Source organism: Actinotalea alkalitolerans (assembly GCF_023369855.1).
GTDB lineage: Bacteria > Actinomycetota > Actinomycetes > Actinomycetales > Cellulomonadaceae > Actinotalea.
In genome coordinates, this window is record NZ_JAMBPP010000016.1 from 50,967 (window position 1) to 64,778 (window position 13,812).

10 protein-coding genes are annotated in these 13,812 nt (G+C 72.1%); 4 read left to right on the forward strand and 6 right to left on the reverse strand.

Features of this window, described 5'->3' with window-relative positions; translation table 11 throughout:
* Positions 1-203: 203 nt before the first annotated feature.
* On the forward strand, positions 204-794 hold the full coding sequence (locus tag M1R94_RS17260; RefSeq protein WP_249382967.1) for an NYN domain-containing protein: 591 nt from the start codon (positions 204-206) through the stop codon (positions 792-794).
* Here M1R94_RS17260 and M1R94_RS17265 read toward each other — a convergent pair.
* On the reverse strand, positions 754-1,608 hold the full coding sequence (locus tag M1R94_RS17265) for a tryptophan-rich sensory protein (RefSeq protein WP_249382968.1): 855 nt from the start codon (positions 1,606-1,608) through the stop codon (positions 754-756). The two genes, M1R94_RS17260 and M1R94_RS17265, sit on opposite strands and share 41 nt — an antisense overlap.
* Positions 1,609-1,891: 283 nt before the next feature.
* Between M1R94_RS17265 and M1R94_RS17270 the strand changes: the two genes are divergently transcribed.
* The gene (locus M1R94_RS17270) at positions 1,892-2,470 is read left to right on the forward strand and encodes a DUF6328 family protein (protein WP_249382969.1); all 579 of its coding nucleotides are present in this window, start codon (positions 1,892-1,894) and stop codon (positions 2,468-2,470) included.
* 17 nt (positions 2,471-2,487) lie between these two features.
* Here the strand turns inward: M1R94_RS17270 and M1R94_RS17275 are convergent, their stop codons facing one another.
* Entirely contained in the window at positions 2,488-4,413 is a 1,926-nt protein-coding gene (locus tag M1R94_RS17275; protein ID WP_249382970.1) for a phosphoenolpyruvate carboxykinase (GTP), read from the reverse strand.
* Positions 4,414-4,561: 148 nt separating this feature from the next.
* Here M1R94_RS17275 and M1R94_RS17280 point away from each other — a divergent pair, with 148 nt between their 5' ends.
* Entirely contained in the window at positions 4,562-6,076 is a 1,515-nt protein-coding gene (locus M1R94_RS17280; protein WP_249382971.1) for a helix-turn-helix domain-containing protein, read from the forward strand.
* Between the two features lie 41 nt (positions 6,077-6,117).
* Here the strand turns inward: M1R94_RS17280 and M1R94_RS17285 are convergent, their stop codons facing one another.
* Complete coding sequence (locus M1R94_RS17285; protein ID WP_249382972.1) at positions 6,118-9,018, reverse strand: putative bifunctional diguanylate cyclase/phosphodiesterase; 2,901 nt, start codon at positions 9,016-9,018, stop codon at positions 6,118-6,120.
* Between the two features lie 132 nt (positions 9,019-9,150).
* Between M1R94_RS17285 and M1R94_RS17290 the strand changes: the two genes are divergently transcribed.
* A complete protein-coding gene (locus M1R94_RS17290; RefSeq protein WP_249382973.1) occupies positions 9,151-10,512 on the forward strand; it encodes an urease accessory protein UreH domain-containing protein in 1,362 nt (453 codons plus the stop codon).
* A gap of 113 nt (positions 10,513-10,625) precedes the next feature.
* Here the strand turns inward: M1R94_RS17290 and narI are convergent, their stop codons facing one another.
* The 3 genes from narI to narH are packed head-to-tail and all read right to left on the reverse strand — an operon-like array spanning position 10,626 to position 13,803.
* Positions 10,626-11,384, reverse strand: coding sequence for a respiratory nitrate reductase subunit gamma (narI, locus tag M1R94_RS17295; protein ID WP_249382974.1), 759 nt, complete (start codon positions 11,382-11,384; stop codon positions 10,626-10,628).
* On the reverse strand, positions 11,381-12,088 hold the full coding sequence (gene narJ, locus M1R94_RS17300; RefSeq protein ID WP_249382975.1) for a nitrate reductase molybdenum cofactor assembly chaperone: 708 nt from the start codon (positions 12,086-12,088) through the stop codon (positions 11,381-11,383). Before narJ ends, narI begins: the two co-directional genes overlap by 4 nt.
* Positions 12,085-13,803, reverse strand: a complete 1,719-nt coding sequence (narH, locus tag M1R94_RS17305) for a nitrate reductase subunit beta (RefSeq protein WP_249382976.1) — start codon at positions 13,801-13,803, stop codon at positions 12,085-12,087. Before narH ends, narJ begins: the two co-directional genes overlap by 4 nt.
* Positions 13,804-13,812: the final 9 nt, after the last annotated feature.

Here is a 13,812-nt window from a genome sequence, read left to right on the forward strand (position 1 = left end):
CCGGTGCCACGATGTGTCGTCGTCGGTCGACCAGAATCCTCGCGCGCTCGGCTGGCGGGCGCGTGGTCCGTCCACAGGAGGGCACGCCCGTCCATGAGCACAGGTGCGCCGCCGCCGTCCGCTGCGTCGAGCCCGGACCACCATAAGGCTGATCTTCGGGGCGTGGGAGGGGTTCCCACAGCCCTCTCCCCTAGGCTCAGCGGGTGAGCACCGACGCGACAGCCCTGACCGTGCAGCCACGCACCACGTACCTGCTCGTCGACGGAGAGAACATCGACGCGACCCTGGGCGGGTCGATCCTCGGTGCCCGGCCCACCCCTGACCAGCGGCCGCGGTGGGAGCGCGTGCTCGACTTCGCGCGGACCGTGTGGGGTGCCGAGCAGGTCAAGGGGCTCTTCTTCCTCAACGCCTCGAGCGGCACCATGCCGATGTCGTTCGTCCAGGCCCTCGTGGCGATCGGCTTCCAGCCGATCCCGCTGTCCGGGGAGTCCTACGAGAAGGTCGTGGACATCGGCATCCAGCGCACCCTGGACGCGCTCGCCGATCGCGCCGGGGACGTGCTGCTCGCGAGCCACGACGGCGACTTCGCACCCCAGCTGGCAGCGCTGCTCGGGACCGACCGCAACGTCGGGATGCTCTCGTTCAAGGAGTTCACCAGCAGCGCTCTGCAGCACCTGGTCGAGGGAGGTCTGGAGCTCTTCGACCTCGAGTCCGACGTCCAGGCCTTCAACGTCCGGTTGCCGCGCCTGCGGATCATCTCGCTCGACGAGTTCGACCCGACGAACTACCTCTGAGCCGGACTGTCACGGTCACGACCGCGACGACAGCCGCACCGACCCCTGCAGCGACCGCGGCCGGGGTGGACAGCAGGTCGCCCGTGGTCCGCGCGACCGCGACCCAGGTCAGGCCCCACACGATCGCGGCGCCGATGGCGAGCCGGCCACCGCTGTACACCGCGAGCGCGACGCCGACGACCGCGGCGAGAGCGAGGGCGACGACCGACCAGGCGTCGGGACCCAGGCCGAGGTCGGTGACGCCCGCAGCGGCGAGGACCGCGGCCACGTTCGCGACGGTGGCCACGCACACCCACCCCAGGTACAGGCCGAGGGTCCCGTCCACCACGACGGCCTCGACCCGCCCGCGGGGCGGGTGCGCGAGCAGCCGCACCAGGACCAGCGACAGGACGGCCACGAGCGCGACGATCACCGCGACGCTGAGCGGGAGGAGGTCGGCCTGCACCACACCGATCCAGGCCGCGTTGAGCACCATCGACGCCAGCACCCACCAGCCGATGCTGCGCTGCCGCGGGTCGGCGCGCCGAGCCGGCAGCGCCTGCCAGATCGCGTAGGCGACCAGTCCCGTGTAGATCACGGACCAGATGGAGAAGGCGGGGCTGCCGGGCGCGACAGGTGTCGCGTCGGCCGCCAGCGCCCCGTCACCGACCTCGGGCTGGGACGGCCCGCCGGCGGCTCCGGACCCGATGAAGGCCCCGACGACCGCGAGGGCAGCCCCCACGAGCACCACGACCTGACGGACGAGGTCGGCCGTGGTGGCGGAGGCGTCGGACGTCCTGGTGCCGGCCGTCGAGGACCGGTGCGGGGTGCTCATCTCCCCATCCTCGCGGTGCCGCCGCGGCCACGCTCGTCGGGACGGGGTCGAGCACGTCCCGACCGCCAGCCGGTCGCGGGTGTGACATACCGGACAACGAATTCCGTCGCCATCCGGCTGCGCGACGCGGCGTGGCGGGCTAACCTCGTGTCACACCCTTCAGTCACGGCGAGAGCAGTGACCGGCCCTCGGGTCGCTGGTGTCATGCCACGCCCTGTGCAGGCGAGACGGCACCGCACCGCCCCCGTTCGCGCAGCCGCGGACGGGGGCGCACCATGTCCCCGTGGAACGCAGCACGCCCCGTCACGGCGCACCGCCGGACGCACCCCCGCCGCCGGATGTCCCACCCGGGAGCGCTGACGGGCGCCATGAGACACCGCTCGAGCGCCTGGACCGCAACTGGACCGAGATCCTGCAGGAGCTGCGGGTCACCCAGACCGGGATCCAGATCCTCACCGGGTTCCTGCTGACGGTCCCCTTCCAGTCGCGTTTCGCCGACCTCACCGCCGACCAGCGCCAGATCTACCTGATCCTGGTGGTCATGGCTGCTGTCACGACCGGCCTGATGGTCGCGCCGGTGAGCCTGCACCGGTGGCTCTTCCGCCAGCACGCGAAGTCGACGCTGGTGAGCGGGGCGGACGCCCTGATGCGGCTCGCGCTGGTGTTCTTCTCGATGGTCGTCTCGGGCGTGGTGCTGCTGGTCTTCGACGTCGTGGTGGGCCGGACCACTGCGCTCGTCGCGTCAGGCTCGGTGCTGACGTTCCTGGTGTTGCTCTGGTTCGTGATGCCGATGGTCATGGCGCACCGTGCACGCCAGGGCTCCGGAGCGCAGGGGTCGACCCGCGGGACCGACCGGCCCTGAGGGTCCGTGCCCGCGGGTCAGGCCGTGCCGTCCGACCGGGCCGAGGCGAGCCGCTGCCTCAGCCCGGCGAGCTGCTCGGACATCTCGGCGGGCAGACCGTCGCCGAAGACGCCGAACCACTCCTCGGTCAGGTCGCACTCGGCCGTCCAGGCCGCCGTGTCGACCCTCAGGAGCTCGGTGAGGTCCGCGGCCGGCAGGTCCAGGCCGTCGAGGTCGAGGGCTCCCGGGGCCGGGACCAGCCCGACGGGCGTCTCGACGGCCTGCGCGGTGCCCTCGACACGACGCAGCGCCCAGTCGAGCACACGCGAGTTCTCCCCGAACCCCGGCCACAGGTAGCGACCGTCCGCGCCCTTGCGGAACCAGTTGACGCAGAAGATCGCGGGGGCGGCGTCGCCGAGACGCTCACCGATCCGCAGCCAGTGCGCCCAGTGGTCGTTCATCGCGTACCCGCAGAACGGCAGCATCGCGAAGGGATCCCTGCGCAGCTGCCCGACGGTGCCCTCGGCAGCGGCTGTCTGCTCGGAGGAGATGGTCGCACCGAGGAAGACCCCGTGCGCCCAGGAACGGGCCTGGGCGACGAGCGGCACGTTGGTCGCCCTGCGCCCCCCGAAGAGGATCGCGTCCAGCGGGACACCGCCGGGGTCCTGCCAGGTGTCGGCGATGGTCGGGCAACGCTCGGCCGCGACGGTGAACCGTGAGTTGGGGTGCGCAGCCGGTCGGCCGCTGTCCGGGGTCCACGACCTGCCCTGCCAGTCGGTGAGGTGGGCGGGCGGTGTGTCGGTCAGGCCCTCCCACCAGACGTCGCCGTCGTCGGTCAGGGCGACGTTGGTGAAGATGGTGTCGCTCGCGACCATCCGGACCGCGGTGGGGTTGGTGGACTCACCGGTCCCCGGGGCCACGCCGAAGAACCCCGCCTCGGGGTTGATCGCGCGCAGACGCGGGTCCTCGCCCTCTCCCGGTCGCATCCACACGATGTCGTCACCCAGCGTCTCGGCCGTCCAGCCCGGCACCGTGGGGTCGAGCATCGCGAGGTTGGTCTTGCCGCAGGCCGAGGGGAAGGCCGCCGCGACGTGGAAGCGCCGTCCCTGCGGCGAGGTGAGCCTCAGCAGCAGCATGTGCTCGGCGAGCCACCCCTCGTCCCGGCCGATCACCGAGGCGATGCGCAGGGCGAAGCACTTCTTGCCCAGCAGCGCGTTCCCGCCGTACCCCGAGCCGTAGGACCAGATCTCGCGGGTCTCGGGGAAGTGGCTGATGTACTTCGTCGCGCTGCAGGGCCACGGCACGTCGGGGCGTCGGTGACCGTGGCGGTCGACCAGGGGCATGCCCACCGAGTGCACGGCCGGGACGAACTCACCGTCGGTGCCGAGCTGGTCGAGCACGGCGGTGCCGACCCTCGTCATGACGTGCATGCTGACCACGACGTAGGGCGAGTCGGTGATCTCGACACCGTACTGCGCCAGGGGTGAGCCGACCGGGCCCATCGAGAAGGGCACGACGTACATCGTGCGGCCGCGCATCGAGCCGGCGAAGACCTCCTCGAGCTCGGCCCGCATCGCTCCCGGAGCCCGCCAGTTGTTGGTCGGGCCCGCGTCGTGCTCGTGGGTCGAGCAGATGAACGTCCGGCTCTCGACCCGGGCGACGTCGTCGGGGGTCGAGCGGGCCAGGAAGCTGCGGGGTCGCTTGACCGGGTCCAGCCGCAGGAACGTGCCCTGGTCGACCAGCAGCGTGGTCAGCCGGTCGTACTCCTGCGGGGTCCCGTCGCACCACACGACGTCGTCGGGGCGGGTCAGCTCGGCGATGGCGGCCACCCAGGTGCGCAGCGCCGGGTGGTCGGTCGGCGCCGTCGCGACACCCGACCTCTCGTGGTGCGGCACTGGTCGGCCCGGGACCTCGTCCGACAGGTGGTCGCTCACATGGGTCCGGGACTCGTGCACGGCGGTCATGGGTCGCCCCTCGCTGGTGCCGCGGTCTCGGAGCGACCATCGGCGCTGCTGTTTCCAGCCTGCGCCGCTCCGACCACACGTTCAACCGCTCACGCGCGCAAGAACGCCAGTTGTTTACGGCCCGTCACATCCTCGCTACCGTCGACGCATGACGCCCTCCGCCGGGACGAGCCCGTCCGCCGCGCGCGCCGTGATCGACCTCGCCGAGGACGCACCCGACGCACCCGCCACGGGGTCGGACCTGCTCACCCTCGGACGACGGATCCGCCACTTCCGCACCGCACGGTCGATGACCCTCGAGCAGCTCGGTGCCGCGGTCGGGAGCACGGCGAGCCAGCTGTCCCTGGTCGAGAACGGGCACCGCGAGCCTCGGCTCACCCTGCTGCAGTCCATCGCCGGGGCACTCTCGGTACGCCTGCCGGACCTGCTCGCTCCCGAGCCACCCTCCCACCGGGCTGCGCTGGAGATCGCCCTGGACCAGGCGCAACGGTCCGCCCTGTACGCCTCGATCGCACTGCCCGCCGTCCGGCCCGGCAAGGGGCTCTCCCTCGAGGCACTCGAGGCCCTCGTCGGCCTGCACCGGGAGCTCGCCCGGCGGGCCGACGCGGCGATCGCCACGCCGGAGGAGGCACGCCGGGTCAACACCGCGCTGCGCCGCTGGATGCGGGAGCGCGACAACTACCTCCCCGAGATCGAGGACGCCGCCGAGGACGCGCTGCGCACCGCCGGGTACACCTCCGGGGCGCTGACCCACCGCGGGGTCGCCCGGATGGCCGAGCACCTGGGGTTCACCCTCATCCACGTCGACGACCTGCCGCACTCGACACGCACCGTGACCGACCTGGCCAACGGCCGGATCTACCTGCCGCCGGCCTCCATCCCGGGCGGGCACGGCCTACGATCCCTCGCGCTCCAGGCGATCGCGCACCGCGTGCTCGGGCACGAGCGTCCACGCAGCTACGCGGACTTCCTGCGCCAGCGCATCGAGATCAACTACTTCGCCGCTGCCTGCCTGATGCCCCGGGCCGCCGCCGTGAGGTTCCTGACCGAGGCCAAGCGGACCAAGGACCTCGCGGTGGAGGACTTCCGCGACGCCTTCGGGGTGACCCACGAGGCCGCGGCGCAGCGCATGACGAACCTGCTGACCTCGCACCTGGGCATCCGGCTGCACTTCCTGCGGGCAGGTGACGACGGGGCCCTCTACAAGGGGTACGAGAACGACGGGGTGGGTTTCGCCACCGACGGCACCGGAGCGATCGAGGGCCAGCTCGTCTGCCGGCAGTGGGCCGCCCGGATGGCCTTCTCGCGCCGCGACCGCACCACCGAGTACCACCAGTACACCGACACCCCGACCGGCACCTACTGGTGCACGACCCAGACGGGCAGCGGCTCAGGGGGTGCGTTCTCGATCAGCGTCGGGGTGCCCTTCTCCGCCGCCAAGTGGTTCCGCGGGCGCGAGACGACCACCCGCACGACCTCCCAGTGCCCCGCCCCCTCGTGCTGCCGCCGCCCCGACGAGACCCTCGAGACGCGCTGGGCCCCGCACGCGTGGCCCAGCGCGGCACTGCACGCGCACATCCTGGCCCCGCTGCCGAGCGGCACCTTCCCCGGGGTCGACGAGTCCGAGGTCTACGCCTTCCTGGACAAGCACGCCCGTCCCTGAGCCGGAGCACGTCGCCGCGGGCGGCCGATCGGTGTGCCGTCTCAGCGACGACGGCTCCTGCCCGGGCCCCACGGCGGACCTGTCGTCACCTGGTGCGGCAGCGGCAACGGCACACCGGACAGGGCGAGCTCGGGGGCAGGACGACCCAGCAGGTAGCCCTGGACGGACTCGCACCCGATGCTGCGCAGCACGCTCAGCTGCTCCGGGTCCTCGACCCCCTCGGCCACGACGTCGATCTCGAGCTCACGCGCCAGGGACAGCACCCCTCGGACCACCGCGAGCGACGGGGCGTGGTCCGCCAGCCTCGAGATGAAGCTGCGGTCGACCTTGATCTGGTCGACCGGGAGCCCCTGGAGCCAGGCGAGCGTCGAGTAGCCCGTGCCGAAGTCGTCGAGCGAGATGCGGACACCGAGCCGCCGCAGCTCGTCCAGACGCTCGACCACCCCCGGGAGATCGATCAGGGACCGGCTCTCGACCAGCTCCAGGTGCAGCGTCCCGGGCGGCAGCCCGTGCCGGCTCAGGGCCGAGCGGACCACGGAGACCAGCCGGGGGTCGACCAGCGTCGGGCCGGCCAGGTTCACCGCGAGACGCAGCGGACCGGCGGCAGGCGACGGCCAGCCGGTCCACTCCCGGCAGGCCGCGTCGACAGCCCACAGGTCGAGGTCGCTCACCAGCCCGGCCTCCTCGGCCAGCGGCAGGAAGGCCCCTGGTGCCAGCAGACCCAGGCGGGGGTGCGCCCAGCGCAGCAAGGCCTCGGCCCCGACCACACGCCCCTGGTCGGGCCCGGTGATGTCCACCACGGGCTGGTAGAAGAGGCGCAGCTGGCCCCCGGCCGCCGCCCCCGCGAGCTCGGCCTCGAGCGAGGGCATGACCCGTCGGGCCAGCGCCTGACCCGACACCGCGACCTGGTTGCGGCCGGACTGCTTGGCGACGTACATCGCCGAGTCGGCCGCAGCCAGGAGCCGGTCACCACGACCGTCGGGCCCCTCGTGCACCGCGACCCCTACGCTCACCGTGACCCGCAGCTCGTGGCCCGAGATCCGGAAGGGCTCGTCGAGCCTCTCGACGAGCCGGTTCGCGACGTCCAGCGGCCGGCGGGGGTCGTCGACCTCGGTCAGCACGACGCCGAACTCGTCGCCGCCCAGCCGCCCCACGATGTCGCCCTCGCGCAGCTGCTCACGCAGCCGGGCGGCGATCTGGCGGAGCAGCTCGTCCCCCGCCGCGTGCCCGAGCCCGTCGTTGACGTGCTTGAACCGGTCCAGGTCGCAGAAGAGCACCGCGGTGACCGTTCCCGCGGTCGCGCCGCGCAGCACGTCGTCGAGCTGCTTGACCAGGGTCACCCGGTTGGGCAGACCGGTCAGCCCGTCGTGCTGGGACTGATGGCGGATCCTGCTGAGCAGGCGGGCGTTCTGCAGGGCGGTGGCTCCCTGGTCGCTCACCCCTCCCATCCGGGCGAGCGCCTCGGCGTGGGCGGGTGTCCCGGCGATGCTCCCGGCCCACCCCGCCGTCGCCACGCCCAGCAGCGTGTCGCCCGCCAGCAGGGGCACGGCCACCACGCAGTCCGACCCGGTGACGCGCAGGATGTCCGCGAGAGGAGGGCTCGCCGTCGCGAGCTCGAGCAGCACGGGCTGGTGATGGGTGAGCATCGTGACCAGCTCGGGCACACCGACCGGGGTGATCCGTGCCGCGAGCAGCAGGTCGCGCTCGACCTCGTCGTGCCCGGCTGTGGCCACCGGCCGCAGCTCGCCCTGCACGGCGTCCCAGAACATCACCGTCGCCGCGCGGCACCCGACCACCCGGGGCAGGGCAGCGGCGATCAGCTCGGCGACGGCCTGGGGGTCGGCAGCCGAGGCCAGGTCGTGGGCCAGGGCGAGGAGCGCGGTCGCCCGGCTCTCCTCGCAGCGGCTGTCGTCGAGCGCCGTCAGGAGGTCCAGTGCCGCTGCCGCGTGCCGTGCGTAGGCCTCGAGGAGTGTGCGGTCCTCGCCCGAGGCCACCAGTCCGTGGTCGAACAGGGCGGCGAGCAGGCCGTACCGCCGCCGGCTCGATCGCACGTCGACCACCACCGCCCAGGGACCGGGATCCTGGCCCTGCTGGAGGAGGTCGGCGAGCTCGTGCGCGCGCTCGCGGGTCAGGCCGTTGAACCTGATGGTCGGGTCGGTGCCCGGCGCCCCGTCCACCACGAGCAGGTAGGCGGGCGCGAGCACGGCCGCGGCCGCTCGGTCGGTGATCCGCTCGAGCACGGCCCCGAGGTCCTCTCCCCCGACCAGGTCGGTCGCGGCGAGCTGCAGGTCCTCGAGCTGTGCCCGCAACGCGGCGACCTCGAGGCCGTCGATGGTCTGCCGGCGCTGGCGTGAGAACCTGCGGTACCTCTTCCAGGTCACCCGGTAGACGCACGCGGGGTAGCCGTCCGCCTCGCACTCGTCGTGGACGACCACGGCCGGGGGAAGACCGAACAGGACGGGCACCGCGGCGATGAGCCCTTGGCCGTAGGAGCAGTCGAGCCGCGAGTGCCGGTACCCCTCGGCGAGCTGCGAGTGCAGGACGGCCGACGTCGAGCGACACTCGACCGCCGTGATGGTCGAGGTGGTGGTGAACCGCGCCACCACCCGCGGCAGCTGTCGGAAGATCTCCCGCGGCGAGCCGATGGCGCGGACCAGCCCGACCACGTGGTTGCTGCCGCCGTGCCGGATCGCCTGGGAGCCGACCCCGAACATGGCACCGGGGTCGTCGAGCACCTCGGTCGCCGCCTCGAAGAGACGGATGCGGGTGTCGTACCCGACCCAGTGCGACATCTGCTCGAGATCGCCGGCCAGGTGCGCCACGCCGGCCCGAGCGAGCACCTTCTCGACGGCTCCCTGACCACCCTGCGCGCGCACGTAGCGCAGCAGCAGGGTCGTCGTCGCCCCCGATGTCTCGCGGGGTTCTGCGGTGGTGGTGGCCATAGGTCTCACCTTCTCCATCGGCAGCCCCGGGTCACGGGTGAGTATCCACGACCCACGGCTTTGACCCGGTGGTCCTAGGTTTTCCCGGTCCGACCCGCCCTACCCTCGGATGGTCCGTTCCAAGGAGGACCCGTGCCCGACCTCGAGCTGCCCGTCCGGGGCATGACCTGCCGTGCCTGCGAGGTCCGGGTGACCAAGGCGCTGCGAGCAGTCCCCGGGGTCACCAAGGTGCAGGTCTCCGCAGCGCGCGGGACCGCGCGGGTACGCACCACGACGCCCGTCCCGCGGTCACGGCTGGCCGGTGCCGTGACCGGCGCCGGGTACGAGCTCGGTCAGGACGACAGGGCGTGGCTCAGCCGTGACCACCAGGTGTGGCGCGACGTCGCGACGGCGGTCGCCGTGGTCGCCGTGCTGGTCCTGGTCGCCCGGCTCACCGGCCTCGAGGAGGCCACCGGTCGCCTGGGGGGTGCGGCCATGGGCGGCAGCCTGCTGCTGGTCGTCCTGCTCGGGCTGGCCGCAGGGCTGTCGACCTGCATGGCCCTGGTCGGCGGGCTGGTGCTGGCGGTCTCCGCGCGGCACGCCGAGCGCCACCCGGGGGCGACACCCCGGCAGCGACTGCGCCCGCACCTGTCGTTCAACGCCGGACGGGTGGTGGGCTTCGCCGTCCTCGGTGGGTTGCTGGGGGCCGTGGGGTCGGCGGTGAGCCTCAGCGGGGGCGCGGTGGCCCTGCTGACGGTGGTGGTCTCGATGGCCATGGTCGCCGTCGGGCTGCAGCTGACCAAGGTCTCCCCCCGCCTCGCGGGGCGCACCCTGTCGCTGCCTCCGGTGCTGACCCGCAGGCTCGGCGGCGAGGGGCCGACGTCTGCCCGCTACTCCGAGGGCCGCACGGCTGCCCTGGGTGCGGCCACGTTCCTGCTCCCCTGCGGCTTCACCCAGGCCGTCCAGCTCTACGCGCTGTCCACCGGGAGCCCGGTGCGGGCCGGCACGATCATGGCGCTCTTCGCCGTCGGCACCATGCCCGGGCTGCTCGGGATCGGCGGCCTGACCGCGGTGGCACGCGGGGCCTTCGCACCGCGGTTCTTCCGCTTCGCCGGGGTCGCGGTGCTCGCCTTCGCCGCGGTCAACCTCTCGGGCGCCCTCACCCTGCTGGCCCCCGGCCTGGGTGGCGGACCGACGGCCGGGCTGGTCGTGTCGCAGAACGTGACCCTCGAGGACGGCGTCCAGGTGCTGCGCACCGTGCAGGGGGCCACCGGGTACTCCCCGCAGCACGCGACCGTCGAGGCGGGCACCGAGGTGCGCTGGGAGATCGACTCGGTCGCCGCGAGCTGCGCCGGGGCGCTGTACCTGCCGGCCCTGGGCATGGGCACGGTGCTGCTCGAGCCCGGGGTCAACGTGCTCACCTTCACCCCTACCGAGCCCGGCCGGCTGCACTACTCGTGCGCGATGGGCATGTACACGGGCGTGATCGACGTGATCGCCGCCCCGATCGCCTGAGCCGCCCACCCGGACCGCCGCCCGGCCGGTGAGCCGAGGTTCTCGAACGGATCCGCGCGTCACGCGCACCGGAACGTTCGGGAAGTCCGCAGCCGACCGGCAGGCTCGCGGAGTCAGCGACGGGTCGTCTCACGCCGGCGGGCGGAGGGCTCCCAGCCGCGGCGCGAGGCGCTCGCGCCGAGGCGGTCCTGGCGGGAGCGGTAGACCACGTACGGGCGACCCAGGTAGCCCAGCGGGATGCTGAACACGTGCACCAGCCGGGTGAACGGCCACAGCGCGAACAGGAAGAACGCCGAGAGGCTGTGCAGCTGGAAGCCGATCGGCGCCTCGGCCATGAGCTCGGGGTGCAGGTCGAGCAGGAAGATCCCGCGGAACCACACCGAGACACCGTCGCGGTAGTCGTAGTGCCCGCCGAGGTTGAGGATCGAGCCCGCGACGGTGTTCCACATGCCCAGGAAGATCACCACCGCCAGCACCAGGTACATGAACTTGTCCATGCGCGTCGTGGCGCTGAAGACCGGCCCGACGGTGCGGCGCCGGTAGATGAGCAGGGCCATCCCGACCACCGTGCACACGCCCGCCACGACGCCGATCGTGATCGCCAGGAAGTGGTAGAGCTCGTCGCTCATCCCCACGGCCACCGTCCAGGACTTGGGGATCCCCAGCCCCATCACGTGCCCGAGGAAGACCGCCAGGATGCCGAAGTGGAACATCGGGCTCGCCCAGCGCAGCAGGCGGCTCTCGTAGAGCTGCGAGGACAGGGTGGTCCAGCCGAACTTGTCGTACCGGTAGCGCCAGACGTGACCGACGACGAAGATCGCCAGGCACACGTAGGGCACGACGACCCACAGGATCGTGTCGAGGGTGGTCATCGGCGGGCTCCCTGCAACGGTGCGTGGGTGTCCGACCCGTTCGGGTCGGGCATGTAGGAGGGCGGGGCGAAGGGCTCGAGCCCGACGTCCTCGCCGGGCGGCCCCTCGGCAGCGAGCCGGGCCACGGCCTCGCGGTCCTCCCCCTGCAGGGCAGGCAGGGTCGAGGTGACCGCGACGAGCGCCCCGGCGTAGGCAGACCCCGAGTCGACCAGGGCCAGCCGCAGCAGCTCCAGCCCGGCACGGTGCTCGAGCAGCAGACGGATGCCGGCCACCCAGGTCTCGGGTCCCCCGGTCGAGGCGAACTCGAGCACCACGGCCAGGTGGTCGGGCAGCTCGTCGGCGGCCAGCTCGAAACCCGCGGCGCGGTAGGCCTGCTTGAAGGTGACCAGTGCGACCCCCCGCTTGCGGGTGTCGCCGTAGGCGTAGTAGGTCAGGTACAGCGCGCAGCGTCTCTTGAGGTCGAAGGTCGCGACGTACTCGGCCTCGAGCTCGGGCAACGGACGGGAGCCCAGGTGGTCCACGACCTCGAGCAGCGGGTCACGCAGCCGCGGCGACAGCTCGTGCGACGCGGCCCGCAGCTGGGGCAGCAGATCGATCAGCTCGACGCTCGGGTACTCGAGCAGGAGCGCAGCGACCCGGTGCACGACGGCGTGCTCACGCTGGGCGGCCGTGCGCGCGCTCGCCGCCCGTGCCGCGCGGTTCATCGCGTGGTCCCGTCGTCGCCGCCGGTCGCCGGACCGGTGCCCTCACCGGGCGGGGCGTCGCCCTTGGGTGGGAACATTCCTGACGGCCGGCCCTTGCCGTCCCAGTTGAGCAGGTTGACCCTGGCCTTGCGGGTCGAGGGATCGGCCACCGTGTCGGTGGTCTGCCGCTGCTGGAGCATGTGGAAGTTCTCCACAGCGATCGGCTCGTTGAGGAAAGCGGGCCCCGACCCCTCGCCGAACGGTCCCGACCCACCCATGCCCGGGCCGCCGTCGTAGTCGAGGCTGCACTCGGTCGCGAGCTCCTCCAGACCGTGCGCCTGCTCGGCGTGGGCGCTGGGGATCACGTACCGCTCGTCGTACTTGGCGATCGCCAGCAGCCGGTACATCTCGTACATCGCGTCGGGCTCCATGCCGACGGCCGCCGGGATGGACGGGTCGCCGTCGCGGCCCATGTTGAGGTCGCGCATGTAGGAACGCATCGCGGCGAGCCGCTTGAGCACCGCGGTGACCGGTGCGGGGTCGCCGGCGGTGAAGAGCTCGGCGAGGTACTCCACCGGGATCCGCAGGGTGTCGATCGCCGCGAACAGGTTGCCCGAGTCCTCGGCGTCCACGCCGGTCTCGGCGACGACGTCGACCACGGGCGACAGCGGCGGGATGTACCAGACCATCGGCATGGTCCGGTACTCGGGGTGCAGCGGCAGCGCCACCTCGTAGGTGCTGATGAGCTTCCAGATGGGTGAGCGCTGCGCGGCCTCGATCCAGTCACGCTGGATGCCCGCCTTCTCGGCCTCACGGACCACCTCGGGGTCGAAGGGGTCCAGGAAGACGCTGCGCTGGGAGGCGAGCAGCTCGCGCTCGTCGGTGACCGAGGCGGCCTCGAGCACCTTGTCGGCGTCGTAGAGCACCAGCCCGATGTAGCGCAGCCGTCCCACGCAGGTCTCGGCGCAGACCGTGGGCAGGCCCACCTCGATCCGGGGGAAGCAGAAGGTGCACTTCTCGGCCTTGCCCGTGCGGTGGTTGAAGTAGATCTTCTTGTAGGGGCACCCGGTGATGCACTTGCGCCAGCCACGGCACGCGTCCTGGTCGACCAGGACGATGCCGTCCTCCTCGCGCTTGTAGATCGCCCCCGAGGGGCACGACGCCGCGCACGAGGGGTTGAGGCAGTGCTCGCAGATGCGCGGCAGGTAGAACATGAAGGTCTGCTCGAACTCCATCTTGACCGTGTCGGAGATCTTGCGCAGCACCGGGTCGACCTGGCTCAGGCCCTTCGACCCGCCGAGGTCGTCGTCCCAGTTGGCGCTCCACGAGACGTTCATGTTCTCGCCGCTGATCAGGGACTTCGGCCTGGCCACCGGGGTGTGCTCCTGCAGCGGCGCGTTGGTCAGGTTCTCGTAGTCGTAGGTCCACGGCTCGTAGTAGTCGGTGATGGACGGCATCTTCGGGCTCGAGAAGATGGTCAGCAGGTTCTTGAGCCGGCCCCCGGCCTTGAGCTGCAGCCGCCCCCGCTTGTTGAGCGCCCACCCGCCCTGCCAGCGCTCCTGGTCCTCGTAGGTGCGCGGGTACCCCTGCCCGGGGCGGGTCTCGACGTTGTTGAACCAGACGTACTCGGTCCCGGTCCGGTTGGTCCACGCCTGCTTGCACGTCACCGAGCAGGTGTGACACCCGATGCACTTGTCGAGGTTCATCACCATCGACATCTGGGCCATGACTCTCATCTGGTGGCG